Origin of the sequence: Cloacibacterium caeni, assembly GCF_907163105.1 — a bacterium.
Lineage (GTDB): Bacteria > Bacteroidota > Bacteroidia > Flavobacteriales > Weeksellaceae > Cloacibacterium > Cloacibacterium caeni_A.
This window is the reverse complement of the sequence record NZ_OU015321.1, coordinates 951,737-978,303: the sequence shown is the minus strand read 5'-3', so window position 1 is coordinate 978,303 and position 26,567 is coordinate 951,737. Positions and strand designations below refer to the sequence as shown.

The 26,567-nt window shown below is 33.3% G+C and carries 24 protein-coding genes; all 24 read left to right on the top strand.

The features are described 5' to 3' along the window. Window positions 1-46: 46 nt before the first annotated feature. The 24 genes from KKQ76_RS04545 (at window position 47) to KKQ76_RS04445 (ending at window position 26,562) form a co-directional block, all read left to right on the top strand. The gene (locus KKQ76_RS04545; RefSeq protein WP_213196019.1) at window positions 47-1,243 is read left to right on the top strand and encodes a toll/interleukin-1 receptor domain-containing protein; all 1,197 of its coding nucleotides are present in this window, start codon (window positions 47-49) and stop codon (window positions 1,241-1,243) included. After that, on the top strand, window positions 1,240-1,848 hold the full coding sequence (locus KKQ76_RS04540; RefSeq protein ID WP_246501340.1) for an SLOG domain-containing protein: 609 nt from the start codon (window positions 1,240-1,242) through the stop codon (window positions 1,846-1,848). The genes KKQ76_RS04545 and KKQ76_RS04540 overlap by 4 nt, the downstream gene beginning before the upstream one ends. Before the next feature lie 4 nt (window positions 1,849-1,852). After that, window positions 1,853-2,542 (top strand): TIR domain-containing protein, encoded by a 690-nt coding sequence (locus KKQ76_RS04535; RefSeq protein WP_213196018.1) that lies wholly within the window; start codon window positions 1,853-1,855, stop codon window positions 2,540-2,542. Window positions 2,543-2,544: 2 nt separating this feature from the next. Beyond that, window positions 2,545-3,129 carry a toll/interleukin-1 receptor domain-containing protein gene (locus tag KKQ76_RS04530; protein WP_213196017.1) on the top strand — a complete coding sequence of 195 codons (585 nt, stop codon included), beginning with the start codon at window positions 2,545-2,547 and terminating at the stop codon, window positions 3,127-3,129. A 172-nt stretch (window positions 3,130-3,301) separates the two neighbouring features. Then, window positions 3,302-4,027, top strand: a complete 726-nt coding sequence (locus KKQ76_RS04525) for a type IV toxin-antitoxin system AbiEi family antitoxin domain-containing protein (protein ID WP_213189216.1) — start codon at window positions 3,302-3,304, stop codon at window positions 4,025-4,027. Beyond that, window positions 4,024-5,013 carry a nucleotidyl transferase AbiEii/AbiGii toxin family protein gene (locus KKQ76_RS04520; RefSeq protein WP_213196016.1) on the top strand — a complete coding sequence of 330 codons (990 nt, stop codon included), beginning with the start codon at window positions 4,024-4,026 and terminating at the stop codon, window positions 5,011-5,013. Before KKQ76_RS04525 ends, KKQ76_RS04520 begins: the two co-directional genes overlap by 4 nt. After that, window positions 5,010-8,198, top strand: coding sequence for a type I restriction endonuclease subunit R (locus KKQ76_RS04515; RefSeq protein WP_213196015.1), 3,189 nt, complete (start codon window positions 5,010-5,012; stop codon window positions 8,196-8,198). The genes KKQ76_RS04520 and KKQ76_RS04515 overlap by 4 nt, the downstream gene beginning before the upstream one ends. A gap of 6 nt (window positions 8,199-8,204) precedes the next feature. Then, entirely contained in the window at window positions 8,205-10,205 is a 2,001-nt protein-coding gene (locus KKQ76_RS04510; protein WP_213196014.1) for an McrB family protein, read from the top strand. Beyond that, on the top strand, window positions 10,192-11,478 hold the full coding sequence (locus KKQ76_RS04505) for an McrC family protein (RefSeq protein WP_213196013.1): 1,287 nt from the start codon (window positions 10,192-10,194) through the stop codon (window positions 11,476-11,478). Before KKQ76_RS04510 ends, KKQ76_RS04505 begins: the two co-directional genes overlap by 14 nt. Before the next feature lie 37 nt (window positions 11,479-11,515). Further along, entirely contained in the window at window positions 11,516-11,650 is a 135-nt protein-coding gene (locus tag KKQ76_RS12775; RefSeq protein WP_262897641.1) for a hypothetical protein, read from the top strand. After that, a complete protein-coding gene (locus KKQ76_RS04500; protein WP_213196012.1) occupies window positions 11,647-11,826 on the top strand; it encodes a hypothetical protein in 180 nt (59 codons plus the stop codon). The genes KKQ76_RS12775 and KKQ76_RS04500 overlap by 4 nt, the downstream gene beginning before the upstream one ends. Before the next feature lie 184 nt (window positions 11,827-12,010). Next, window positions 12,011-12,301, top strand: coding sequence for a GIY-YIG nuclease family protein (locus KKQ76_RS04495; protein WP_213196011.1), 291 nt, complete (start codon window positions 12,011-12,013; stop codon window positions 12,299-12,301). A gap of 384 nt (window positions 12,302-12,685) precedes the next feature. Beyond that, window positions 12,686-13,594, top strand: coding sequence for a L,D-transpeptidase (locus tag KKQ76_RS04490; RefSeq protein WP_213196010.1), 909 nt, complete (start codon window positions 12,686-12,688; stop codon window positions 13,592-13,594). A gap of 150 nt (window positions 13,595-13,744) precedes the next feature. Next, window positions 13,745-15,130: a tRNA uridine-5-carboxymethylaminomethyl(34) synthesis GTPase MnmE gene (gene mnmE / locus KKQ76_RS04485; protein ID WP_213196009.1), complete on the top strand. Its 1,386-nt coding sequence runs from the start codon at window positions 13,745-13,747 to the stop codon at window positions 15,128-15,130. A gap of 169 nt (window positions 15,131-15,299) precedes the next feature. After that, window positions 15,300-16,439: a site-specific integrase gene (locus KKQ76_RS04480; RefSeq protein ID WP_213196008.1), complete on the top strand. Its 1,140-nt coding sequence runs from the start codon at window positions 15,300-15,302 to the stop codon at window positions 16,437-16,439. Between the two features lie 194 nt (window positions 16,440-16,633). Continuing rightward, window positions 16,634-16,918 carry a helix-turn-helix transcriptional regulator gene (locus tag KKQ76_RS04475; RefSeq protein WP_213196007.1) on the top strand — a complete coding sequence of 95 codons (285 nt, stop codon included), beginning with the start codon at window positions 16,634-16,636 and terminating at the stop codon, window positions 16,916-16,918. Between the two features lie 100 nt (window positions 16,919-17,018). Beyond that, on the top strand, window positions 17,019-17,789 hold the full coding sequence (locus tag KKQ76_RS04470; RefSeq protein ID WP_246501339.1) for a virulence-associated E family protein: 771 nt from the start codon (window positions 17,019-17,021) through the stop codon (window positions 17,787-17,789). 48 nt (window positions 17,790-17,837) lie between these two features. Beyond that, on the top strand, window positions 17,838-18,176 hold the full coding sequence (locus KKQ76_RS12710) for a hypothetical protein (RefSeq protein WP_246501338.1): 339 nt from the start codon (window positions 17,838-17,840) through the stop codon (window positions 18,174-18,176). A gap of 233 nt (window positions 18,177-18,409) precedes the next feature. Then, the gene (locus KKQ76_RS04465) at window positions 18,410-19,321 is read left to right on the top strand and encodes a toprim domain-containing protein (RefSeq protein WP_213196006.1); all 912 of its coding nucleotides are present in this window, start codon (window positions 18,410-18,412) and stop codon (window positions 19,319-19,321) included. Window positions 19,322-19,458: 137 nt separating this feature from the next. Further along, the gene (locus KKQ76_RS04460; RefSeq protein WP_246501337.1) at window positions 19,459-19,926 is read left to right on the top strand and encodes a plasmid mobilization protein; all 468 of its coding nucleotides are present in this window, start codon (window positions 19,459-19,461) and stop codon (window positions 19,924-19,926) included. 13 nt (window positions 19,927-19,939) lie between these two features. Beyond that, on the top strand, window positions 19,940-20,851 hold the full coding sequence (locus tag KKQ76_RS04455; RefSeq protein ID WP_213196005.1) for a relaxase/mobilization nuclease domain-containing protein: 912 nt from the start codon (window positions 19,940-19,942) through the stop codon (window positions 20,849-20,851). Between the two features lies 1 nt (window position 20,852). Continuing rightward, window positions 20,853-21,497: a hypothetical protein gene (locus tag KKQ76_RS04450; protein WP_213196004.1), complete on the top strand. Its 645-nt coding sequence runs from the start codon at window positions 20,853-20,855 to the stop codon at window positions 21,495-21,497. A gap of 218 nt (window positions 21,498-21,715) precedes the next feature. Next, entirely contained in the window at window positions 21,716-22,042 is a 327-nt protein-coding gene (locus KKQ76_RS12795) for a DUF6660 family protein (RefSeq protein ID WP_317194556.1), read from the top strand. A gap of 152 nt (window positions 22,043-22,194) precedes the next feature. Further along, a complete protein-coding gene (locus KKQ76_RS04445) occupies window positions 22,195-26,562 on the top strand; it encodes a CusA/CzcA family heavy metal efflux RND transporter (RefSeq protein ID WP_213196003.1) in 4,368 nt (1,455 codons plus the stop codon). The last annotated feature ends 5 nt before the right edge of the window (window positions 26,563-26,567 follow it).

The window sequence follows — 26,567 nt, the reverse complement described above, 5'->3', positions numbered from 1 at the left end:
TTTGAATTTGTAACGAATAACTAGAAAACTTAATAATATTGAATTAATGGAATATAAATATCAACTCATTCTTTTAGGTTCAGATTGTCCTGAAAAGACACATATTATATCTAAATTAATAGAAAAAATAAAAGATTTAAATCTGCCAGACTCTATCATAAAATTTATTGAAGCTAATCAAATCTCTTCTGATTATCAAGGAAATCAGCCTGCATTTGGTTTATATTTTGGTGATATAGAAGGAAATCATAAGCATCTTGATATAACTGATAAATTATTAAAAGACGGGACAATGATTTTACCAATTTATTTTGGCAATCCAGATGAAGGTGCATTTTCCAAGGAAATACCATGTATTTTATCAAATCAGAATGGAATTCGATATAATGATAATGAATTAGATAGAATAGCTAATATAATTTTGGAAGCATTTGAACTTTTACGAACTACACGAAAAATATTTATTAGTTATAAAAGAAGTGAATCGACTTCAATTGCAATACAACTTTATGAAGCTTTAGAATCTTATAATTATGATGTTTTTTTAGATACACATTCTATAGGCAAAGGTGAGCCTTTTCAAGACGAATTATGGCACAGAATGACAGATTGTGATGTAATAGTTTTGTTAAATACTCCAAGTTTTCTTGAAAGTCATTGGTGTAAAGAAGAATTTGCAGAAGCAGGATCCAAACAAATTGGTATTGTACAATTGGTTTGGCCTAATCATAAAATTAAAAATATTGATTCCGCTTCCCATATAAGTTATCCAATGAAATTAAACGATTATGATTTTGTAAATAATATATACAACAATAAAGACCAATCAAAATTGATCAACAGAATTGTTGAAGAAATTATTCAGAAGGTTGAGTCAGTACGAGCTAGAAATTTAGCAGCAAGACAGGATAATCTAATAACCGAGTTTAGAAATATTGCACATCAATGTGGGCGTAATATTACAGTTCAACCAGAAAAATTTTTGACGGAAGACTTGCCATCTGGTAAAAGAATAATTTATATACCTACAATTGGTGTTCCTCAATCAACTAGTTGTCAATCAGCTGAAATTCGACATGAATTCCAAAAGAATCCAAATATTTCAATTCGATTAATTTACGATGACCTAAGAATTAGAGATAAATGGTTAAATCATTTAGATTGGTTAAATGATAACTTTAAAAAAGATATTTTAACTTTAAAAAAACAAGAATTTAAATCATGGCTAGAAACAACGAAATGAAGAACATCTTTCTGTCAGCGAGTATTCCTTTACCTGAAAGAGATTCTAAGTATATAGATACCGCAGATATTATTGCAATTCGAGATGCAGTTATTGCATTGACTACAGTTGTACTACCACATCATAGATTAGTTTGGGGAGGTCATCCTTCTATCACTCCTCTTGTATATTATGTAATGAAAAAACTAAACTTAAATATACAAGAGCATGTAACCATTTATCAGTCAAAATTTTTTGAAAAATATTTTCCTGAAGACAATAATAAATTTAACAATGTGATATTGACTGATGTAATTGATAATGATAGGGATAAATCTTTATTACATATGAGAGAAAGAATACTTGATGAATTTGAATTTTCAGCAGCAGTTTTTATTGGAGGTATGGAAGGAATTGAGGGAGATAAAGAAAAAGGTATAGAAGGTGAATATAAAATGTTTATTGATAGACATCCACAAGCTTTAATATTACCTATTGCTAGTACTGGTGCAGCAACTAAAATTATTTATGATAATCTTTTACCCGAAGAACAAAAAAACGAGAGGTTTCTTAAAGATTATGGTTATATGAGTTTATTTCAAAAGTTTTTAATGGAAAAAATATAGTATTGTGGGAAGAAAAGTTTTTGTTTCGTATAAGTATGGTGACACAAGTGTAGAAGATTTAAATATCTATGAAGATACTTTTTGGGGCAAGCAAAAAGTCCAAACAAAAGTTAGACATTATGTGAATGAATTGTCTAATATTTTATCAAGTGAAGATCATATTTACAAAGGTGAAGATGATGGACAAAGTCTTGCCGATTTTTCAGATGAATATATTGCATCTAGTCTTAGGGATAAGATATATGATAGTAGTATCACAATTGTAATTGTTTCAAAAGGAATGAAAAATACAATGCAAGATGAAAAAAATCAATGGATTCCTTGGGAAATTTCATATTCATTAAAAGAATATACCAGACAAGGTCGTACAAGTTTATCAAATGGTATTTTGGCAGTTGTTTTACCTGATGAGTTTGGAAGTTATAGTTATTATATAAATTATGATAGTATTTGCAATTGTACTAATTATAATACACTTTTCTTATTTCAGATTTTAAGAGAAAATATGTTTAATAAAAAACAACAAGAAACAAGTTTGTGTTCGAATGGTTCATTAGTTTATCATGGAGAATGTTCATATATAAAGTCGGTTAAGTGGGAAGAATTTAAAAAATATCCAAATTTTTATTTAGATAAGGCTATAGAATTAAGAGATGTAAAAGAAGAATATAGTGTAACAAAAATCATAAAGTAATTATGAGCTTTATTAATGAATTTCAATTATCACAGTATAGACAAAAAACTAAAACATTTTCAGCAGATAATATTGTAAATCTAAATGAGAGTTATAGTAGAGATAAAAATAAGCCAATGGTATTTTTATCTCACAAACATGATGAATTTTCTATTCTGCAAGATGTAATAGCATTTTTAAAAGATGAAGGGGTGAATATTTATGTTGATTGGATGGATGAATCTATGCCAAAAAACACCAATGCAACAACTGCTTTAAAGCTTAAAGAAAAAATTGAAACATGTGATAAATTTATACTTGTTGCTACACAATCAGCAATTGATTCTAAATGGTGTAATTGGGAGTTGGGATTAGGTGATGCTGCTAAATACATCAACAATATTGCATTATTCCCAATTAATAAAAGTTCACAATCATTTTACGGTTCAGAATACTTAAGAATTTATCCGCGAATAGAGTATCAAGATGGTACAACTAAATATACAAGTGGATTTTATATTCCAAGTGGCTATTATGTTATTTATCCAGTCGATGAAAGTGGAAACAGTATTATATATTCATTAAAAGATTGGTTAAAAAGAAAATAATACAATCTCTATAAAAACCAAACTATGCACTTATCATACCCAGAAAAAAACCATCGGCGTTCTATACAATTACAAAGATATGATGATAGTCAAGAGATATTTTATTTAAAAATGTCCAGTTTTTTTACTAATAAACTGGACAAATGATTTATATTTGTATTATAATAAAACAATGAAAATATCTGAATATATAGCATTTACTATAGATAGACTTCCTAAAGGCTATGTTTTCACCTATGCAGATTTTACTACTGAGGTGAATCAAAAAGAAGCGGTGATAAAAGCCCTGAATCGTATGGTAGCTTCAGGCAAAATCGCCAAACTCTCTAAAGGCAAATACTACAAACCAGAGAACACCCCTTTTGGTACCCTTCAACCCAATCAGGCGCAAGTAGTAAAAGATTTATTAGAAGAAAACGGTAAGATTACTGGCTATCTTACGGGTTACAGTATTTATAACCAGTTGGGTTTAACCACGCAAGTAAGCAATACCATACAGATTGGTAAAAATCAAGTTCGCCCTAAATTTAAAAGAGAACGCTACATTATTACATTTATCAAACAGAAAAATAGCATTACCAAAGAGAATATTCCTTTGTTGCAAGTATTGGATGCTATTCGCTATATAAAAAAAATACCTGATGCCAATATAGAAGCATCTTGTAAGCGGTTTTTGGCTATTATCAAAAACTTTACAGACAAAGAAATCAATACTTTGGTTCGCTTGGCTCTGAAATATCCACCTGCTACAAGGGCTTTATTGGGCGCATTGCTAGAGCAATTGCAGCAAAGCAAGACAACAGAAACTCTTTTCAAGTCCTTGAACCCAATTAGTAAGTATCAACTCACAGGTGCGGGGAAAGTATTATCTACCACCGAAAAATGGAATATTGTATGAAATTGCATGAAAATAAAACCTTGTTCAGACAGGCTGTTCAGTTTACTGCTGACCAAATGAAAATTCCTGCCATATATGTAGAAAAAGACTATTGGGTTACCTATGTTTTGTTTACGATTTTCAACAATGAAGTTGGCAAAGATACAGTATTTAAGGGCGGAACAGCACTATCCAAATGTTACCAAATGATAGAACGTTTTTCTGAAGATATTGATTTGGTAGTATTGAGAAAAGAAGGAGAGACCGACAGCAAATTAAAATCAAAATTAAAAATAGTAAGTACAGTTGTAGATACTGTTTTACCCGAAGTTACGATTGAAGGAATAACCCATAAAATGGGAATGAATAGAAAAACGGCACACTCCTACAAAAAAGAATTTAAAGGAGATTACGGACAAGTAAGAGATGTGATAATTTTGGAATCAACATGGTTGGGGTACTACGAACCTTATACTACCCAAAACATTATTTCATTTGTCGGGCAAATGATGTTGGATAATCATCAGATTAGTATTGCTGAAGAAAACGGATTACTGCCTTTTGGCTTGCTAGTATTAGAACCAATAAGAACCATTTGCGAAAAAATAATGAGTTTAGTACGATTTTCTTATGGCAAAAATCCAATCGATGATTTAAAGAAAAAGATAAGACATACCTACGATTTATATCAGTTACTTACACAAGAGGAGTTTTTAAAATTCTTTCAATCAACAGCCTTCGATGAAATGCTTTTAAAAGTAGCCAATGATGATGTTATAAGTTTTAGAAATAATAATCAGTGGTTGGTTCATCATCCTAACGAAGCACTTATTTTCAAAGACTTGGATAATGTATGGATTGAGTTGAAAACAACATATAACGGAGACTTTAAAAATTTGGTGTATGGCAAATTACCCAAAGAAGAAGTTATTTTAGAAACTTTAAAAATGATTCAAGAAAGATTAAAAACTATTTCTTGGACAATAAAAACTGAAGCAAAGAGATGAAATTCACGGAATCACAATTAGAGCAAGCCTTTATCCATCTTCTACAGCAAGAAGAAATGCAGCACGTTTTGGGAAATGATTTGCGCAAAACAGAAGGGAATATGGTAGAGGAATCTAGAGAAACCTATGGGCATATAGCTACCGATAAAGTATTGATAGAAGAAGATTTGCGTACATTTCTTACAATGCAATACCGAGAAGAAGGCATTACCCGTTCAGAAATTGATGGTATTATTAGGGAATTGGAGCAATTGCCAGCCTCGGATTTGTACGAAAGCAATAAGATTTTTATGAAAAAATTGAATGATGGATTTCTATTGAAGAGAGAAGACCGCACCCAAAAAGATATTTTCATTCAGTTCATTGATTACAGCGAAGCCGACCAAAATATATACAAAATCGTGAATCAGTTGGCGATAAAAGGCTACGAAATGCGCATTCCCGATTTAATTTTGTATGTGAATGGTTTGCCATTGGTGGTTTTTGAGTTTAAGACTGCCATACAAGAAGAAACTACCGTTTATGATGCTTACAAACAATTGACAGTAAGATATCAGAGAGATATTCCCGAGTTATTTAAATACAATGCTTTCTGTGTGATAAGTGATGGTGTGAATACCAAAGCAGGATCATTTTTTGCGAAGTACGATTTTTTCTATGCATGGCGTAAAACCGTAGGAATGCCTAATGAAGTAGATGGCATAGATGCGATGTTTACGATGATACAAGGAATGTTTAACCGAGAACGTTTCAGAAATATTATTCAGAATTTTATCTTTTTGCCAGACAGCAGTAAGAAAAATGAGAAAATTGTTTGTAGATATCCGCAATATTACGCTACCATAAAATTGTTTGAAAACATTAAAATTCATCAAAAACCAGAAGGCGACGGAAAAGGAGGAACGTATTTTGGGACTACAGGTTGTGGTAAAAGTTATACGATGCTTTTTTTGGCAAGAATGCTGATGAAGAGTACTTATTTTAAAAGTCCTACGATTGTTCTTATTACCGATAGAACCGATTTAGACGACCAACTTTCTGGGCAATTTACCAGCGCCAAAGGTTTTATAGGAGACGAAACCGTCATCAGTGTAGAAAGCAGAGCGCATTTAAGAGAATTATTGCAAGGCAGAAATAGTGGCGGTGTTTTTCTTACCACCATTCATAAATTTACAGAAGACACCCAATTGCTTACCGATAGAAGCAACGTTATCTGTATTTCTGATGAAGCACACAGAAGCCAAACCAATCTCAATCAAAAAATCACCTATTCTGAAAATGGGGTAAAGAAAACTTTTGGATTTGCTAAATATCTGCACGATTCTTTTCCGAATGCTACGTATGTAGGTTTCACAGGAACACCTATAGATGCAACGATAGATGTTTTTGGCGAGGTAGTAGATGCTTATACTATGCGAGAATCTGTGGTAGATGAAATCACAGTTCCTTTAGTTTATGAAGGTAGAGCCGCCAAAGTAATGCTCCATAGCGAAAAACTGAGAGAAATAGAAGACTATTACGAACAATGTGCAGAAGAAGGCAGTAACGAAAATCAGATAGAAGAAAGCAAAAAGGCAATGTCTCAAATGAATGTGATTTTGGGAGACCCTTCTCGCTTAAAAGCTGTAGCCGAAGATTTTGTAAAACATTATGAAAAAAGAGTAGAAGAAGGAAGTAGTGTAGCAGGAAAAGCGATGTTTGTATGCAGTAGCAGAGAAATTGCGTATGAATTGTATAAAAATATTCTTGCCATAAAACCAGATTGGGGCGAGAAAAAGGAAGCCGAAAATCTAGAGCTCCTCACAGAAAAAGAAAAACGAGAACTATGGCCGATTGAAAAAATAAAAATGGTAATGACTCGCAATAAAGACGATGTAAAAGAACTCTATGATTTACTCGGAACGAAAGATTACCGAAAAGAACTCGACCGACAATTCAAATTTGAGCATTCTAATTTTAAAATTGCTCTAGTAGTAGATATGTGGCTCACTGGTTTTGATGTTCCTTTCTTAGATACTATTTATATTGATAAACCCATCCAAAGGCATAATCTGATACAAACGATTTCTAGAGTTAATAGAAAATTTGAAGGTAAAGAAAAAGGTTTGGTGGTAGATTATATCGGAATCAAAAAACAAATGAATCTTGCATTGGCACAATACAACCAAGGCAATGAAAGCAATATAGAAGAAATAGAACATTCTGTAGTAGTGGTGAAAAACCAACTGGATTTGTTGCACCGTATTTTCCATACGTTTAATAGCCATTTATATTATCACGGTACTCCTATAGAACAATTGCAAACCCTAAATAGAGCAGCGGAATTTGTACAACAGACCAAAGAGTTGGAAACTCGTTTTATGAACATCGTAAAACGTTTGAAATTGGCTTTTGATATTTGTTCGGGTAGTGAATCTATTTCTGAAACCGAGAAAGATGAGATTCATTTTTATTTGGCGGTGCGTTCTATTATTTACAAGCTCACCAAAGGAACCGCTCCCGATGCTTCGCAAATGAACGAAAAGGTAAAAGCGATGATTCAAGAAGCCATAGAAAGCGAAGGTGTGGAAGAGATTTTCAAACTAGGTGAAGACGAAGCCCAAGAAATTGATTTGTTTTCTGATGATTATTTAGCAAAATTAGATAAGATTAAACTGCCTAATACTAAGTTCAAACTCTTACAAAAAGTATTGAAACAAGCCATCGATAGAATGAAGCAGGTGAATAAAGTGATGGGAATAGATTTTAGTAAACGTTTAGAAGCTATCGTACAAAAATACAATGAGCGTAAAGAAGGTGATGTATTGCGAAGTGAAGTTTTAGAGGATTTTACCAATGAAATCATTGAACTCTATTACGCTTTGAAAAAAGAAAATGACTCCTTCCAAGAACTAGGGATTGACATCGAAGAAAAAGCTTTTTATGATATTTTGAAAATGCTTACCGTTAAGTATGATTTTTCTTATGCAGACGAAAAACTTATTGAGCTAGCCAAAAAAGTAAAACTGGTGGTAGATGATAAAACCAAATACACCGATTGGAGTAAACGAGATGATATAAAAGCCGAACTAAAAGTAGATTTGATTATTCTCTTGGCAGAAAATGATTATCCACCAATAGACAGAGACGAGGTGTATAAAGAGATTTTTGAACAAGCGGAGAATTATAAGAAGTTTAGAGGGTAAAATATTATGAATCAGGAAAAAATAGTTGAAATATCAGAAAAATTGCTTTCTAGATTATTGGAATTTAAAAATAATAATCAAGGATTTACATTTTCTTTAAGACAAAGAGATAGTCCACAAGCAAAAAAAGTTAAAAGATTAGAAAAAGGGCAATGGTTTCAAGGTTCAGATTACATTTATCTACCATTGTTTAGAAAGGGTGATAGTGCAAGAAAAATTAAAACCATAGGTTTTGTAATTGGAAATAATAATAACGAACCTACTAATTATATTGAAATATCTTTTAAGAAAGGTAATTTTTCTGATAAAGAAATAGAATTTTATAAAGAATTAGCAGATTTTTTTAAAATTAGTTTAAATAAAGAAAACTATGGCTATTATTATTTTAAGAATGTTGATAAATTTTTAGATGAAAATTTAGAATTTTATTTAATTACTTTTAGAAATAAAGCTTTAGAATTATTAAACAAATATGAACTTACCGACCAATATGTAATCTCAGAAAACGAATTTCAAAAAAATTTAAAAAGGATTACTATAATTAAGGATAATAATATTTTGAAAGTAATACCCACACAACAAAATATGATAAATGATAATAATATGAACCCCATTTCTCTTAACCAAATACTTTACGGCCCTCCTGGAACTGGGAAGACATATAATACTATTAACCGAGCACTCCAAATTATTGAAAATAAATCTTTAATAGAGCTAGAGTCTGAAGAAAGAGATGCTTTGAAACAAAGGTTTGATCACTATTCCAACAACGGACAAATTATGTTCACCACTTTTCATCAAAGCATGAGTTATGAGGATTTCATTGAGGGTATAAAACCAGAAATAGAAGAAGATGAGGAAGGAAGAAAATCTGTGATTTATGAAGTGAAGAAAGGCATTTTTAAACAAATAGCAGAAGAAGCTAGAAAAATAAGATATCAATCAGAAGAGTTGAGTCAGCAATATACCTTTGATGATGCTTGGGATGATTTGGTTTCTGAAGCCAATGAGTATTTAGAGAAAGAAGAATCGCTCATTCTCAATATTCAAACTGTAGGAATGGGACTGAAAGTAGTTGATATTTCTGAAAAAGGAAATCTAAAAGTTCAACCAAAATCTTCTAAAGAAGCCAAGATTTATACTGTTTCTTTTTCAAGGGCTAAAAAATTACAAGAAGCATTTCCTGACTTATCTGTTATTAAAAATATCGATAAAGAATTTAGAGCGGTTATTGGAGGCTCAAACTCTACTGCTTATTGGGCAGTTTTAAATTATATAAATAACAGAATAAATTCCCAAACTACAACAACTCAATTAGAAATTCCATTAGCTCCCAAACCATATGTACTCATCATCGATGAAATCAACCGAGGTAATGTTTCTCAGATATTTGGTGAATTAATCACTTTAATTGAAGAAGACAAAAGGTTAGGGAAGGATGAAGCCTTGGAAGTGATTTTACCATACAGCAAAGAAAAGTTTGGTGTACCATCTAATCTGCATATTATAGGGACTATGAACACGGCTGATAGGAGTGTAGAAGCTCTAGACACTGCGCTAAGAAGGAGATTTTCTTTCGTGGAAATGATGCCTGAATATGAAGAATTAAAAAAAATTCAATTTGATGATTTTCAGTTGGGAGAATTATTGAAAACTATTAATAGTAGAATTGAGGCTCTTTTGGATAGAGATCATACGATAGGGCATTCTTATTTTATCAACATTAAACCTAATGATACAGAAGCGTTGAAAGAAGCTTTTGCCAATAAAATCATTCCTCTTTTGCAAGAATATTTTTATCACGATTATGAAAAAATTGCCTTGATATTGGGAGAAGGTTTTGTAGAATGTATTGAACCAAAAGAAAGTAAGGTAGAATTTGCAAGATGGAATGGTAAAACATTAGAAAAGCCTGATACTTCAAGACTATTTAAAATTAAAAAGCTGGATGACAATTTTAATATACTTGATTCAATAAAACATTTGCTTAACCGTGTTGCAATCTAAGAACATCATACAAGTTTTTGAATATAATTCTTTGCAATATGGCACAGAATATAATGGTGTGCTTTTTAAGGAAAGCCACTTTAATGCTTTAGTGAAGTTCAATGAATTGCATCAGAACAGGTATTTTAATATAGGTTATAAAAAAATTACTTTCAAAAATTATGTGGGGGTTCTGCAAGTAGATGGTTTGGTCATTGAGGTTCTACCGAAAATAGACCAATATGAAACCAATACAGTTCTTTGGCAGAGTGTATTAATCCAAATGCTTAAAGTTACCAAAAAACTTAAAGTAAACGCTGTAGGTGAGGCTCAAATTAAGAAACAAAACATTCATTTGCTCGATATTTATTTTGAATGGTTTCTGAATGAAGTAGAGCTTTTAATCAGACAAGGACTTATTAAGCAATATTATAAGGAGACTAAGAATATCAAGGCATTAAAGGGAAAGTTAGAGTTTTCTGGACATCTCTCAAAAAATCTGGTTCATAAGGAAAGATTTTATACCACTCATCAAGTCTATGAGAAGGATCATTTGATTCATCAAGTTATTGGTCAGGCTTTAGAAATTGTGGCATCTATGTCAAAAGGAAATCATCTATATCATCATTGTAAGTCAGTACAATTAGATTTTCCTGAAGTAACTTCTATACAAGCAACTCACCACACTTTCAATAAAATTCCCAAAACCAGAAAAACGGCACCATATGAAACGGTTTTGGCTATTGCGCGCTTAATTATTTTAAATTATGCTCCAAATGTTGCTAGCGGAAATGAAAATATGCTTGCCTTACTTTTTGATATGAATCGTTTATGGGAAGAATATGTTTTGGTGAGATTACAACAAGTTGCTGAAGAAAAAGGAGTAGAAGTTTATGGACAAAACTCGAAAGGTTTTTGGGATGGAATTACCATTCGTCCTGATATTGTTTTGGTGAAAAAGAATTATGAAAATAAAGAAGAATTTCTCATCATAGATACCAAATGGAAGAATATTGATTACGCGGAAGCGTCTATTCATGATTTGAGGCAAATGTATGTTTATAATGAGTTTTGGAAATCTACAAGGTCATTACTTTTGTATCCTTCAATGAGTACCCATTTACATTCAGACCATTTTATCAGTTATGAAGATCATAAACATTCTTGTTGTTTAGGAAAGATTTCCATATTTAAAGAAGAAGAATTAGACGTTTCTCTAGGAGAAGAAATTATAAAATTATTTAAATCAAATGAACCCCATCAAAGTAACATCCAAACCCAGAAAATGCCATAAATGTGGTAAAACAACTATAGTGAAAATCCTTTATGGTATGCCAACAGAAGAGGCATTTAAACTTTTAGAGCAAGAAAAATTGGTAATAGGAGGATGTTGTATCACAGAGAAAAGTCCAGATTGGGCTTGCACTCATTGTAAAACAGAATATAAAAAGTTTTTCCCAAAATGAAACTTTTAGAAGGTTACAGGTATAATGAGTTTGGTGATATGGTAGAAACGCCGCTCTATCTTATGGAATATCAATATGACGACTTTGGAAACTGGACTCGTGAAAAAAGGTATCAAAAGGTGGGGAATCAAAAAATTCTAAAAGCTGAGGTTTCCAGGAAAATTAAATATCAGTAGGGAAGAGGAATAAGAATGTGCCTTCGACAGGCTCAGATATCAATTTTCGGTGCCTTCGACAGGCTCAGGCACCGGGAGTAGTAATAAATATAAGACGGTGATTGAGCCTGTCAAAATCACCAGCGTAATAATATAACACGGTGGCTGAGCCTGTAGAAGCCACGCAATAAAAAAACTAAAAACCATGAAAGGATATATGTATATTTTAGAATGTGCAGATGGTTCTTATTATACTGGGAGTACTACAGATTTAGAGCTAAGACTGCAACAACATCAGTCGGGTGAAGGAGCTAACCACACCCGAAAAAGGTTGCCTGTACGATTGGTGTATTACGAAGAATTTGACAGAATAGATGAAGCTTTTTATCGAGAAAAGCAGGTTCAGGGTTGGAGCAGGAGAAAGAAAGAGGCTTTGATGGAGAACAGAGCAAACGATTTGCCTTTATTATCAAAAAATTATACAGATAAGGATTGAAAAATGTGCCTTCGACAGGCTCAGGCACCGAAAGCAACACGTTGATTGAGCGGAGTCGAAATCACAGGGAAGATGAGAATAAGAATGTGCCTTCGACAAGCTCAGGCACCGAGAGTAGTAGTAAATATAATACGGTGATTGAGCGGAGTCGAAATCACAGGGATGAGAATAAGAATGTGCCTTCGACAGGCTCAGGCACCGACTTGAAATAGCACTTCTAGCTTCTGCCTTCGTGAACTTCGTTCGCAGACCTTCAGTCTGTGCTCAGGCATCGGGAGTAGTAATAATAAATCTTTCCTACAAATCATTGAAAAGCTGCTATTTCTTTCGTAAATTTAGGGTGTCAATAAAATAAAAATTATATTGGTCTTTAATCTTAATAGCATGAACTGTTTTAGAAGTTTTATCTATCTTATCGGTGTGTTCTTGTTGGTTCAGTGCAATAAAAGCGCTGGAGCAGAGGAAGTGCATTATGATACAATTCAGCAGCAACAGAAAGCAGATACCGTCCAAAAAGATACGGTGGTGAAAAAAGAAATAAAGTATCATGCTTTTGTGGTTAAAAATAAAAATAAAGATTTTAAAACTTTAGAGAAAAAGTATTCTCAAGAAGAACTGCATGCTATTTTAGCCATCAATCGATTGGATTATAAAAACAAATGGAGAGCTGATACCTTAGTGGTTCCAGACGTTTTGGAAAAAGATTTTACAGTGTACAGTCCGTTTCCTAAAAACGTTTCTGCGGCTAAAAACATTCAGAAGTTGGCGATGTTCAGTTATGCCATTCATGCCTATGCCTTGTATGAAAACGGGAGTCTCATCAAGTGGGGACCTACCAGTATGGGCAAACAAGCAACACCTACCAAAATGGGGCTCACCTTTACCAATTGGAAGAAGGAAGTCGCCATCAGTACCGTGAATTCTGACTGGAAATTGAGATGGAACTTCAATTTGTATAATTATTTAGGAATTGGATGGCATCAGTATGATTTGCCGGGACATCATGCTTCACACTCTTGCGTTCGTTTGTTGGAAGAAGATGCCTACTTTATGTACACTTGGGCAGATGAATGGATTTTAAACAAAAAAGGGACTGTAGCTTTGGCTAAAGGTACACCTGTGATTATTTTTGGACCGCCGGTATTCAATAAAAAACCTTGGTTACAGCTCATCAAATCTCCTCATGCCAATGATTATATCGAGGATCAAATCAACCATGAAATACAACCGTTTATCTCTGAAATTCTGAAACAACAAAACATTAAAAGGCAATATCTAGAACACGCTCCATAGTCATTTGCTTTTTCAATGTTAAGCATTAAAAGCATTTCATGTAGCATCAGAAGAAAATTTATATTAAGATTTAATCCGTCATTTTTATACATCAACAGAAGCTTTCTTGGCTTTTTTTGAAAGCATTTTAAGTTTTACTACCTTTGCAGTATGAATCAAGACACTATTTGTGCACTCGCTACTGCCAATGGAATTGGAGCGATAGGAATTATTAGAGTTTCTGGGGAACAAGCCATAGAAATCTGTGAAAAATGCTTTGACGGAAAAGCACTTACCCAACAGAAATCTCATACGGTACATTATGGTTTCATCAAAGATGGAGATGAAGTCATCGATGAAGTAATGGTTTCTATCTTTCTGGCTCCCAAATCTTTCACTACCGAAAATTCTGTGGAAATTTCTTTCCATGGTTCTCCGCATATTGGCAAAAGAATTTTAGAAGTCTTGATTAAAAATGGAGCTAGAATGGCAAAAGCAGGGGAGTTTACTATGCGTGCTTTTATGAACGGTAGAATAGACCTCAGTCAAGCCGAATCTATTGCCGACCTTATTGCTTCGGAAAATGAAGCGTCCAGAAAAGTAGCTCTTCAACAGCTGAAAGGTGGCATTTCTCATGAAATTTCTGTTTTGAGAAATGACTTGCTCAATTTTGTTTCCTTGATTGAATTAGAATTAGATTTTGCGGAAGAAGATGTGGAATTTGCAGATAGAACTGCATTGGTACAACTGCTCCAAAAAATAGAAAGCAAACTGAAATCTTTGATTGACAGTTTCCAATACGGAAATGCCATTAAAAGTGGAGTAGCAGTAGCTATTATCGGAAAACCAAATGCTGGAAAATCTACTTTACTGAATGCCCTTTTAAAAGAAGAAAGAGCCATCGTTTCGGATATTGCAGGAACTACGCGTGATACGATAGAAGAGGTTTTGCATATTAAAGGAAATGCTTTTCGACTCATTGATACCGCAGGTTTGCGTGAAACGGAAGATGCCATAGAAGCAATAGGCGTGGTAAAAGCCAAAGAAAAAGTGGCTCAAGCTGATGTTTTGGTGTATTTGATTGATGTTGCGACTACCGATTTAAAAGACGACCTTGCCATGCTTCAAGAATTGGCAAGAGAAGATTTGAAAATCATTATTTGTCTTACTAAAATTGATGAAGTAGAACAGGCCGAGCAAAAAGCAGAAGCTATTGCAAAAACCCTTCAATCTGAAATTCCTTCGCATGAATTGTTACAAATTTCGGCTAAGGAAAATATTCATCTTCAGGATTTAAAAGATGAACTTTCTACCTATGTAGAACATCTAAAATCTGAAAGCAACGTAGTGATTACCAACCAAAGACACTACGAATCTCTTCAAAAATCTATTGACGCTGTTTATAAGGTAAAAGAAGCCATTACCCATCAAATTTCCACTGAATTGTTGGCTTACGAACTTAGAAATGCTCTAGAACATCTGGGTGAAATCTCTGGGGAATTTACCAATGATGAAGTATTGGGGAATATTTTCAGTAAGTTTTGTATCGGGAAATAATTTAGCTTTTCTTTGGTTTCTTTTTCTTTCTTTTATTTGATTATCAGATATTTGTATAAATTTTATTTTCTCTTTTTGGACTTTATTTATATATTTGTACACCTGTCGTACACCTTGATCTACAAAAAGTAGTGCAAAGGTGTACAAATGTACACCTTATAAAAAATATATGAATATCACTTTAAAACAGAAAAATTTGGCTGATGGAAGGATTAGCCTTTTCATTGAGTATTACAAAGGTTCTTCTACTAATGCACAAGGGAGAAGAGTTCATCTACGGAATTTTGAATACTTGAAATTGTATTTGCACTCCGACCCAAAGTCGGCTAAGGAGAAAAAAGAAAATAAAGAAACCATGGCTCTTGCTGAAAATATTTTGGCAATTAAAAAAGCTGAATATGTACAAGGACGCTATGATCTGAAAGATACCGTAAAAAGTAAAAGAACTTTCTTAACATACTTTGAGGAGTTAACAGAAGAAAAGCAAAAGCAAGATACTTCAAATAATTACGGTAACTGGTTTTCTACTCTACAACATCTCAAAAAGATTGTTCCAAAAAATATGACTTTCGATGAAATTGATGAAAATTTTGTCAAGAAAGTTCAACTATATTTCGAAAAGGATGCTCTTACAAAAAGTGAGTTGCCACTTTCTCAAAACTCAAAATATTCTTATTTCAATAAGTTTAAAGCTGCACTTCGAAACGCCTTCGATAATGGATATTTAACAATAAATTATGCTGCAAAAGTAAAATCCTTTGAACAGGTTGAGAGTCAAAGAGAATATCTGATTTTTGATGAATTACAACGTTTAGCCAAAGCGGAATGTAAATATCCGGTTTTGAAAAAAGCTTTTCTTTTTTCGTGCTTATCGGGACTACGTTGGTCAGATATCAATACCTTGATTTGGAAAGAAGTTCGTGATGAAGGTGATATATCAAAAGTCAATTTCAGACAAGAAAAAACGGATGGTGTTGAATATCTTTATATTTCAAAACAAGCCAGAGAATTGTTGGGCGAAAGACAAGACCCGCAAGAAAGAGTTTTCAAAGGTTTGAAATATGGAATGACCTACAATACTGAAATTATTCGCTGGTGTAATCGTGCTGCAGTTCCTAAGCATATTACTTTTCACTCCGCTAGACATACGAATGCAGTTCTGTTGTTAGAAAACGGTGCAGATATTTACACGGTTTCTAAAAGACTTGGACATAGGGAATTAAGAACAACGCAGATTTATGCAAAAATTGTGGATAGCAAGATGAAAGAAACTGCTGAGATTATTCCAGAATTAAATATCGAGTTGTGAAAATTCTGTTTTCTATTTTTAAACCCAATGAAAATCGCTTTCGAATTCAGTTGAATCCAAATTAATCTTTTTTAGACTTTTGGCAATCCAAATTAGTCCAAATTAGTCTTATTTAGTCCATAAGTGCTTGACTGTATTGTATTTGTAGTTTTTCATTCTGACTTTTGCTTCGTTAAATCGAATAAAAGAAACAGATGGAAAATAACGAAATCATCATCCACAAACTCAACCGAATTGAAAAGCATATTTTCGGACTAAAGACAATTCTTAATGTAGAAGAGCTATCAGATTATACAGGCTTCAAGAAATCTTACATCTACAAATTAGTTCATAATAATTCAATTCCATTTTCAAAACCTTCGGGAAAAATTCTATTTTTTGAACGTAAAAAAATAGATGAATGGTTGCTAAAAAACAGCCATAAATCAAACGATGAAATTCAACAAGAAGCATTAGAATTTTCTTTACGCAAAAAATAAAGCCTAACTACCACCATAGTTAGGCTTAAAGGTTTGTTTTACTTGGAAATAAAGTACAAACATTAAAAAAATTGGGTCTCTTCCATAATTTAAAAAACGTATGAACGAACAAAAATTCTTGTATCAATCTGATACACCTTCCAAAACCATTTATGATCGAGCGATGAAATATTTAGACGAAAAATACAACATTCGTTTCAATACCATTGCTTTGGAGTTGGAGATTCAGTTGAAAGAAAATATGGGAAATTGGTTTGTTCTTAACATCAATTCTTTATTGATAGAATTGGCACAATCTGGTATTGATATTAATATGAATAAATTGGAGATTCTGGTTAGAAGCCATTTGATTCAGCAATACAATCCAATTCGTGAATATTTTGAAAATTTAGAAACTTGGGATGGAGAAAATTACATCAAAAATCTCTGTCAATACCTTAAAACTAATGATGATGAGGCATTTTATTATCATTTTGAAAAATGGCTTACAAGAGCTGTTTTGTGTTCATTAACCAAAGGATATGTCAATAAACAATCATTGGTTTTGGCATCGCATCAAAACTCGGGAAAATCCTCTTTTTTACGGTTTTTAATTCCACCAAAATTAGAAAATTATTACACTGAAAACATCTCCATCGACAAAGATGGCATTATTTCCATTTGTAAAAATTTGATTTGCAACCTTGATGAATTGGCGGTTTTATCTAAATCTGATGTCAATACGTTGAAATCTTTCATTTCAAAAAGCAGTGCCAATATTAGACTTCCTTATGCAAGAAAAGCCGAGTTTTTAGAACGAATTTGCTCGTTTGTAGGCTCTACCAATCGGACGGATTTTCTTACCGATGAAACTGGAAGTATAAGATGGTAGATTTTTGAGGTTTATTCTTTTGATTTTGAATATTCCAAAGAAATTGATATGGATAAAGTTTGGGCTCAAGCTTATTTCAATGCTTTTGAAAGAAAAAATTACAATTCCGAATTAACCGCAACAGATATCACCGAAAACGAAAAAAGAAACGAGAAATATGCACAAGTTTCAATGGAGCAAGAACTCATTTCTGCACATTTTGAAAAATCGGAAAAAATGGAAGAATTTCTAACAGCAACCGATATTATGTTGGCGATGAACAATGCTTTAGGATTGCGATTGAATAATGTAAAAATCGGAAAAGCACTCACCAGTTTAAAATATCAAAGGATAAAACATCCTCAACTTCAGGTGTATGGTTATCTCATTAAAAGAAAAACTAAATAAAACCACTTACCAAAGTTACCAAGTTACCTTATATTTTTAAAAGTCTAATAATCAATGATTTATTAAGGTAATTAAATTTTAATAATAGTTACCTAAAGTTACCTTAATTAAAAATTTATGGTAAGTAGGTAAAAACAGGTAATTGAAAAAATTTGCCTTAAAGTATTGTTAATCAATGAAAAGGTAATTAGGTAAGAGGAAATAAAAAAAACAAAGAAAACAAAAACATTAAAATGAACTGCAACCAATTCAACTCTATAAAGTTGGAAGAAGTCCTCGTTTCAGTCGGACACCATCCAACAAAGCAAAATGAAAAAGAAGCTTGGTATCTCAATCCTTTTTCCAGAGAAACCCAAGCCTCTTTTAAACTCAATAAAAGAAGCAACGTTTGGTATCTCCATTCCGAAGGAATAGGCGGAAACAATATTGACTTTATGAAAAAATATCTAAACGCTTCCATAAAAGATGTTTTAGCTTGGGCAGAACAACAAAATTTTTCTTCTTTTCAACATCAAAGTAATTCTAATCCGAAGCAAGAAGCTCTAGCAAATAATTATACAATAATTGAAATCAAAGACATTCAACATCCAGCACTTTTAGAATATTTAAAAAACAGAAAAGTAGAAAATCAAACCGCATTCTTAAAAGAAATTCATTATCGAGTAAATGATAAAAATTACTTTGGTATTGGTTTTAAAAACGATTCTGGAGGTTATGAGATTCGGAATAAATACTCAAAAATATGTTTAGGAAAAAAGGATATTTCCATCATTAAAAATGGAAAAGAATCACTTCGAATATTCGAAGGTTTTTTCGATTTCCTTTCCTTTAAAAACATAGAAGATAATTTGCAAAAAAAGTCTTCTGATTACATCATCCTAAACTCCGTTTCGATGATTCCAAAAATCAAAAATTTAATTCAGAATTATCAAAAAGTAGAACTGTATTTTGATAACGACAACGCAGGAAACCGAGCTATTGAAATGATAAAGAATGCAGGAGAAAACATAGAAGACTGTCGGATTCTATACAAAAACCACAAAGACCTGAACGAGTTTTTAATGAGTTGGGAAATGCGTAAAAGAGACACAGGCAGAGAATGTGAAGACCTGAATAAAATAAACACACGCAAAATCGGCAGATAGTTAGTGCAAAAAGTACCCAATGTTTACAATAAGCGTAGCCGCTAATTGCAAAATTGGGATTTTTGATTTCTTCCTATCGTCAGAAATGTCTTGAAAAACCTTTTTAAAAACAAACTAAAATTCAATTAAAAAACTAAATGCACACCAATATGGGAAAAAACTTTTTAGAAGAATTTGTCAAGAAAGCCGTCGAAGAAAATGAAAAGAAAGAGGATGGTGAAAAGAGAAAAAAACATTTTCAGGAAATCGGTAGAAAAGGAGGTTTAAAAAAGAAAACATCACAACAATTTTCAAAAGTCATCTCTGTAAGATTAACCGAAAAAGAGTTTGACGAAATAGAAAAACAAGCCTCAAAATATCACCTGAAAATATCAAAATATGTAAGGATGATTCTTACCGAAAAAGAATTAAAGATTAATGAATTTAAAACCGAAGAAGTGCTGCTTCAATATGGAAATCATTTCATCAGAATTAAAAATTTATTGAGACATAAAGCATTTTCTGAATTTGAAAACAAGAAACAAATCCTCCATGAAATAGAAAATGTCACCAAACTAATTTACCAATATCTGTATGAAAAACAAAACAAGCAGAAACCCACATAACTGAAATTCAAAAATGAATAACAGCGCAACCACCAGACGAATTACCAAAATCGCCATCGAATATAATGGCAATGACAAAGGAACAGCAGAACGAGTATATCAAAACAATCTATTAAGTCAGAACCCAGAACAACAGTTTACAGAAATGAAAACCGTTGCAGACCGCAATAAAAATGTAAAAAACTGGGCATTGACAGGATATATTTCACCTGAAAAATCTATAGGAGACCAATTATCCAATGAAGAACTCACACAGTTGGCATTAAGAGCTTTGAAGAAAATTGGAGTGAGAGATAACAATCAAATGGTTTTAGATATTCATTCCTCAACCAAACAAAAACACATCCACTTTATTGTCAATAGAGTAAATATACAGGGAGAGAATACCATTAAAGCCCACAACATTGGAGAACTCTTTGGGAAAGCCGTCCGTGAAGTTTGCAAAGAAATGAATCTAAAAACCGATATTGAAATTGGCAAAGAAAAGAAAAAGCAAATGTTGAAAGCGCTCACTACTTCCCTTAGAATTTCAAGAAGCTTTGACGAACTAACGAATAATATGAAAAAGTTAGGTTATAGGGTAACACTTTCACAAAATGAAAAAGTAGGAATATCAGGAATGAGAATAGTAAAGTTTGAAGATATTAACCATCAAACCGAGAGAGAATACAAACCAGGATATAAACTCTCCGAAATCACCAATACATTAAAAATTAAAGATATTAAGCAGAAACTTCAAGAAAATCAGGAAAGGACAATCATTTTCAACTCAACAGCAACAGAACAAATCAATAAAGATGAACAAGAAAACTCACCATCTGTGAGTAAACAGTTTGAAAATATAGCAAAAGAACTATTAAAGCCCACCTACACTTCATCACCAGAAGACGAACTATTAAAAAAGAAAAAACGAAAATTTAGATAAAATGGAAAATCAAGAAAAAAACCAAAAAGGAAACCAAGAGTACAATCAAGAACGTAATCAAGAACACAATCAAAACAATGGCTTAGAACTATTAAAAAAAGTCATTGAAACCAATGAAAGAAACATTGAACAAGGAATAAAAACAGAATTTGTGTATGAAGATTTATTGAATATAAAAGGAGCAACAGAATCTACGATGAGGAGATTTAACGCTACAATTTTAAAATTATCAGAATCTTTAGAAAAAGAAGGTCAAGAAAGGAATGAATTTATAGAAAGGATACCGAAAACCATTGAAATCAGACCCTCTGAAGATTATTTGAATCTAAATAAAGCACTTGAAAAGAATTCAAAATTTATGAAAATTATCATTTACGGAATGATTGCAGCACTATTCCTTTCAGTTTTAACAACAGCAGGAAACATCTTTTTTACCAAGCAATGGTATGCGGAAAGTATTAAATCAAAAAGTGAAATCCGTCAAGAGGTTTTGGATGAAATTAAAAAAGAAGGTCAATCTATTTATAAAGATGAAGACTATCAGCAACTGCTACATAATACTGAGCTGATGAACAAATGGATGAAGAAAAACCCCAAAGATGCAAAGAATTTTTTGAGATTTAAGGATGGATTTGAAAGTAGGTAGAATAAAATGTAAATGTCAATACTTCATTTTTATTGTACCGACTGCAAACATACTTTTTGCCTTACTGAAACAGAAATTCCGAACATCGAAGTTCCTCAAAACTTTAAATTAGATGGAGCTAATTTAGTTCTTAAGGGGAAATGCGACAAATGTAACAAATAGACTTTTTCAACTTTGCAATTCGATTGCACTAAAATATTTTTTATATTTGCAGTCTGATGAAAATATTTGTAATCCTATTCAGTATCTATTTTTTGGCATTATCCGTAATGCCCTGTACTGATGCGTGCGATATAAATATAAGCAATTCTTCAAAATCAGAATTTACTAAAATCTCCAACGACCAAACGAACTGCAAAGATGTGTGCAGCCCTTTTTGTTCTTGCGCCAGTTGTCATACCGTTGTAAATTTTACGTTTCAAACGTTCAAAATAAGCGAGACAAAGCCGAGTTTCGGCAAACAGCAAAAATTCCCACTTTGGGCTTTCACTTTCATTTCCAATTACCACGGAAACATTTGGCAACCGCCAAAGATTAATGCTTAATATTTTTTAGCAAATGCATTTATAGGTGGGGCGTTTGGCATTTCCTCCACTAATAAAGAAGCGTACTATCTAAGTCGTGCATTTAGCTGTTCTTTTTGCAATATACAGAAAGAACTTATATCCACTATTATTAATCATTAATCAAATGAATTGTGTTAGACAGTATCATAAAATTCAGTATCAAGAACAAGCTTGTCGTTGGTATAATGACCTTGTTACTCATCATTTGGGGAGTGTGGAGCGCCACAAAACTACCCATTGATGCCGTACCCGATATTACCAATAATCAGGTGCAAATAATTACGGTTTGTCCCACATTGGCGGGACAAGAAGTAGAACAATTAGTAACTTTTCCTATTGAGCAAAGTATTGCAAATATTCCAGATTTAGAGGAAACACGGAGTATTTCGAGGTTTGGTTTGTCGGTAATTACAGTTGTGTTTAAAAACAAAGTAGATATTTATTTTGCCCGACAGCTTATTAATGAAAAACTAAAAGAAGCCGAAGAAAATATACCTAAGGGTATTGGTACACCGGAACTTGCTCCCGTGAGTACAGGCTTAGGTGAAGTATACCAATACATTATCCATCCTAAGAAGGGTAGCGAGAATAAATACAATGCTAAAGAACTACGAACAATGCAAGATTGGATTGTTGCACGTCAGCTTTTCGGCACACCCGGCATTGCAGAAGTTAACAGTTTTGGTGGCGAGCTGAAACAGTATGAAGTAGCTGTAAATCCTAACCGCTTAAAAGCAATGGGTGTTAGTGTTACCGATATTTTCACAGCATTAGAAAAAAATAACCAAAATACAGGCGGTGCATACATTGATAAGAAACCGAATGCCTATTTCATCCGAGGTATCGGTTTGGTTACTTCATTAGATGATGTAAAAAATATTAGTGTAAAGAACGAAACCGGAAGTGTACCCATTTTTATAAAAGATGTGGCAGATGTCCGTTTTGGTAATGCAGTACGCTACGGAGCAATGACCTACAATGGAGAGGTAGATGCAGTAGGTGGCGTAGTGATGATGCTGAAAGGCGAAAACGCCAACAATGTGGTAGAAAAAATAAAAGAGAAACTACCCACCATACAAAAATCTTTGCCCGAAGATGTTGTGATAGAACCTTATTTAGACCGTACAGATTTGGTAGACAGGGCAATGAATACTGTTAAGAAAAACCTTATTGAAGGAGCTTTGATTGTCATCTTCGTATTGGTTCTTTTCTTAGGAAATTTCAGAGCCGGATTGATTGTAGCTTCTGCTATTCCTTTGGCGATGTTGTTTGCTTTGGCTTTAATGAACATTTTTGGGGTAAGTGCTAACTTAATGAGTTTGGGAGCGATAGATTTTGGATTAATTGTAGATGGGGCGGTAATTATTGTAGAAGCCACGTTGCATCATTTGGGTTTAAGGAAATCCACGCAAAGGCTTACTCAGCAGGAAATGGATAATGAAGTATTTACATCCGCTTCTAAAATCCGTAGCAGTGCAGCATTTGGCGAAATCATTATCTTGATTGTTTACATTCCTATTTTAACGTTGGTAGGTGTAGAAGGGAAAATGTTCCGTCCGATGGCGCAAACAGTAGGTTTTGCAATATTTGGCGCATTGATTTTATCCCTCACTTATATCCCGATGATGTGTGCTTTGTTTTTGTCTAAAAAGCCAATGCATAAAGAAAACATTTCAGATAAAATGATGAATTGGTTGCAAAAAATGTATCAACCATTATTAGAAAAAGCCATTAAAATAAAATATTGGTTAGTGGGAATTACCGTTGCCATATTTGCCTTTACATTATCTTTATTTGGCAGAATGGGTGGCGAATTTATACCACAATTGCAGGAAGGCGATTTTGCCTTTCACTGCATTTTGCCACAAGGAAGTTCATTAAGCCAAAGTATCGAAACATCAATGCAAGCTTCAAGAATTATCAAGCAATTTGATGAAGTAAAAATGGTTGTAGGTAAAACCGGAGCAGCAGAAGTACCAACCGACCCAATGCCGCCCGAAGCAACCGATATGATGATTTTGCTGAAACCTCAAAGCGAATGGAAAAGTGGCAGAAGTTATGATGAATTGGCAGATGCTATCAATGAAAAATTAGAAGCAATACCTGGTGTATTTTTCGAAAAGAACCAGCCAATACAAATGCGTTTCAATGAGTTGATGACAGGTATTAGGCAAGATGTTGCAGTAAAAATATTTGGAGAAAATTTAGATACGCTTGCCTTGAATGCTGATAAGGTTAGTAAGGTTATACAAACAGTAGAAGGCGCTACATCTCCACAAGTAGAACGTGTGAGTGGCTTACCGCAAATAAATGTGGAATATGACCGTACTCGCTTAGCCAATTACGGAATAACAGTGGAAGATGTGAACAACGTGGTAAGCACTGCGTTTGCAGGTAAAAGTGCAGGAGTAGTTTTTGAAAACGAAAGAAGGTTTGATTTGGTCGTACGTTTAGACAGTACATATCGTAGTAGTATAGAAGATGTAAATAATCTGATGATACCCACTTCAACAGGTAATCAAATACCATTATCACAAGTAGCAAATATTGATTATAAGTTAGGTCCGGCACAAATAAGCCGTGAAGCTGGAAAACGTAGAATTGTAATCGGATTCAACGTTGCAGATAGGGATGTACAAAGTGTGGTAGAAGAAATTCAACAAAAATTAAATACACAGGTAAAATTACCACCGGGGTACTATTTCACGTATGGCGGTCAATTTGAAAACTTGCAGGAAGCCAGTAACCGATTAATGATAGCCGTTCCTATTTCCTTGTTATTAATTTTTGTGTTGCTCTATTTCACGTTCCGTTCCTTTAAGCAAGCAGGTTTAATATTTACCGCAATTCCGATGAGCGCCATTGGTGGCGTATTGGCTTTAATGCTTCGTGGAATGCCTTTCAGCATCAGTGCAGGAATTGGTTTTATCGCCTTGTTTGGTGTAGCCGTTCTTAACGGAATTGTATTGATAGGCACTTTCAACCAATTGGAAAAAGAAGGAATAAAAGATGTTTTCAAACGAGTAATCGAAGGAACAAAAATAAGACTTCGACCTGTATTGATGACGGCAACCGTTGCGAGCTTAGGATTTTTACCGATGGCACTAAGTAGCAGTGCAGGTGCAGAAGTTCAAAAACCTTTAGCAACCGTAGTAATCGGTGGTTTGGTTACGGCAACTTTCCTTACGCTGTTCGTTCTGCCTTTACTCTACATCATTTTCAATTCAAAAATTAATTTAAAAAGAAAACCCAAAGTGAAACCTATTGCAACTATCATTGTATTGCTTCTGTCATTAACAGGCTTTACAGCAAATGCACAAACACAGCATTTATCAAGTGTTGATGATGCGATAAATATTGCGCTTCAAAATAATCAAGCCATTAAAGCTTCAGATTTAGAAATTGATGCCAGCAAAGCGTTGAAAAAAACAGCCGGAGAATTACCAAAACTCGATTTTAACGCACAATTGGGTCAATATAATAGTACAAAATTCGACCAGTCTTTTCAGGTCACACAAACAATTCCATTTCCTTCATTATTTGGAGCAAAAAAGCAATTGATTAATGCAGAAATAAAAGGTAAAGAAATACAGAAAAGCCTAAGTGTTTTAGAATTAAAAAATCAGGTACGAACGTATTATTATCAAATCCTGTACCTGCAACACAATCAAAAACAATTGCAACAATTGGACAGCTTATATGGTGATTTTATTGGCATTGCAAAGCTTCGATACAAAACTGGTGATACTAAAAAAGTGGATATAAGTACAGCAGAAGCTAAGAAAGGGGAAATCAATTTATTGTTAAAACAGAATGAAGTGTTATTAAATAATGCAGTTGCCAGTCTGAAAACATTAATGAATGCTAAAGAAGATTTTATCATTGTAGAAAATGGAATTTTTCAACCTTTACAAATCAGTAATTTGCTGGACAATGATGCAGTAGCAAATCATCCTGCAATTCAGTCCTTATATCAGGATGCAGTTATTGCAGAAAAGACCAAAAAGGTAGAACGTTCGCAAGGTTTACCCGATTTTACGATAGGTTACACAAATCAATCTTTGATAGGCTTTCAAACAGTAAATGGTGCGGAGAAATATTTCAATTCTGGTAACCGTTTTAATTCTGTAAATATTAGTGTTGCTATTCCCATTAATTACGGTGCTACAAAGGCAAGGATAGAATCTTTGGATTATAGAAAGCAAGCAGCCGAAGCCAATGCACAACAGCAACAGAAAACGTTGGCAACACAAATACAAAATGCTTTGTTGCAATACCAGCAGGATATGAAGCAGTTCAATTATTTTCAGCAGGAAGCTTTGCCTAATGCTAAAGAAATTGTTTCAGCGGCACAATTGGGTTACAAAACAGGCGACATCGGTTATGTAGAATATCTTTTTGCTTTGCAAACCGCAACCGATATTCAGTTGAATTACCTCAAAAGCATTCAGCAGGTCAACCAATCTGTAATCAATATTTATTCATTCATCAATCAATAAGTACA

Coding starts and splice junctions, on each gene's coding strand:
- KKQ76_RS04545 (WP_213196019.1), top strand. CDS start 47: ATGGAATATAAATATCAACTCATTCTTTTAGGTTCAGATTGTCCTGAA.
- KKQ76_RS04540 (WP_246501340.1), top strand. CDS start 1,240: ATGAAGAACATCTTTCTGTCAGCGAGTATTCCTTTACCTGAAAGAGAT.
- KKQ76_RS04530 (WP_213196017.1), top strand. CDS start 2,545: ATGAGCTTTATTAATGAATTTCAATTATCACAGTATAGACAAAAAACT.
- KKQ76_RS04525 (WP_213189216.1), top strand. CDS start 3,302: ATGAAAATATCTGAATATATAGCATTTACTATAGATAGACTTCCTAAA.
- KKQ76_RS04520 (WP_213196016.1), top strand. CDS start 4,024: ATGAAATTGCATGAAAATAAAACCTTGTTCAGACAGGCTGTTCAGTTT.
- KKQ76_RS04515 (WP_213196015.1), top strand. CDS start 5,010: ATGAAATTCACGGAATCACAATTAGAGCAAGCCTTTATCCATCTTCTA.
- KKQ76_RS04510 (WP_213196014.1), top strand. CDS start 8,205: ATGAATCAGGAAAAAATAGTTGAAATATCAGAAAAATTGCTTTCTAGA.
- KKQ76_RS12775 (WP_262897641.1), top strand. CDS start 11,516: ATGCCAACAGAAGAGGCATTTAAACTTTTAGAGCAAGAAAAATTGGTA.
- KKQ76_RS04500 (WP_213196012.1), top strand. CDS start 11,647: ATGAAACTTTTAGAAGGTTACAGGTATAATGAGTTTGGTGATATGGTA.
- KKQ76_RS04495 (WP_213196011.1), top strand. CDS start 12,011: ATGAAAGGATATATGTATATTTTAGAATGTGCAGATGGTTCTTATTAT.
- KKQ76_RS04490 (WP_213196010.1), top strand. CDS start 12,686: ATGAACTGTTTTAGAAGTTTTATCTATCTTATCGGTGTGTTCTTGTTG.
- mnmE (WP_213196009.1), top strand. CDS start 13,745: ATGAATCAAGACACTATTTGTGCACTCGCTACTGCCAATGGAATTGGA.
- KKQ76_RS04480 (WP_213196008.1), top strand. CDS start 15,300: ATGAATATCACTTTAAAACAGAAAAATTTGGCTGATGGAAGGATTAGC.
- KKQ76_RS04475 (WP_213196007.1), top strand. CDS start 16,634: ATGGAAAATAACGAAATCATCATCCACAAACTCAACCGAATTGAAAAG.
- KKQ76_RS04470 (WP_246501339.1), top strand. CDS start 17,019: ATGAACGAACAAAAATTCTTGTATCAATCTGATACACCTTCCAAAACC.
- KKQ76_RS12710 (WP_246501338.1), top strand. CDS start 17,838: ATGGATAAAGTTTGGGCTCAAGCTTATTTCAATGCTTTTGAAAGAAAA.
- KKQ76_RS04465 (WP_213196006.1), top strand. CDS start 18,410: ATGAACTGCAACCAATTCAACTCTATAAAGTTGGAAGAAGTCCTCGTT.
- KKQ76_RS04460 (WP_246501337.1), top strand. CDS start 19,459: ATGCACACCAATATGGGAAAAAACTTTTTAGAAGAATTTGTCAAGAAA.
- KKQ76_RS04455 (WP_213196005.1), top strand. CDS start 19,940: ATGAATAACAGCGCAACCACCAGACGAATTACCAAAATCGCCATCGAA.
- KKQ76_RS04450 (WP_213196004.1), top strand. CDS start 20,853: ATGGAAAATCAAGAAAAAAACCAAAAAGGAAACCAAGAGTACAATCAA.
- KKQ76_RS12795 (WP_317194556.1), top strand. CDS start 21,716: ATGAAAATATTTGTAATCCTATTCAGTATCTATTTTTTGGCATTATCC.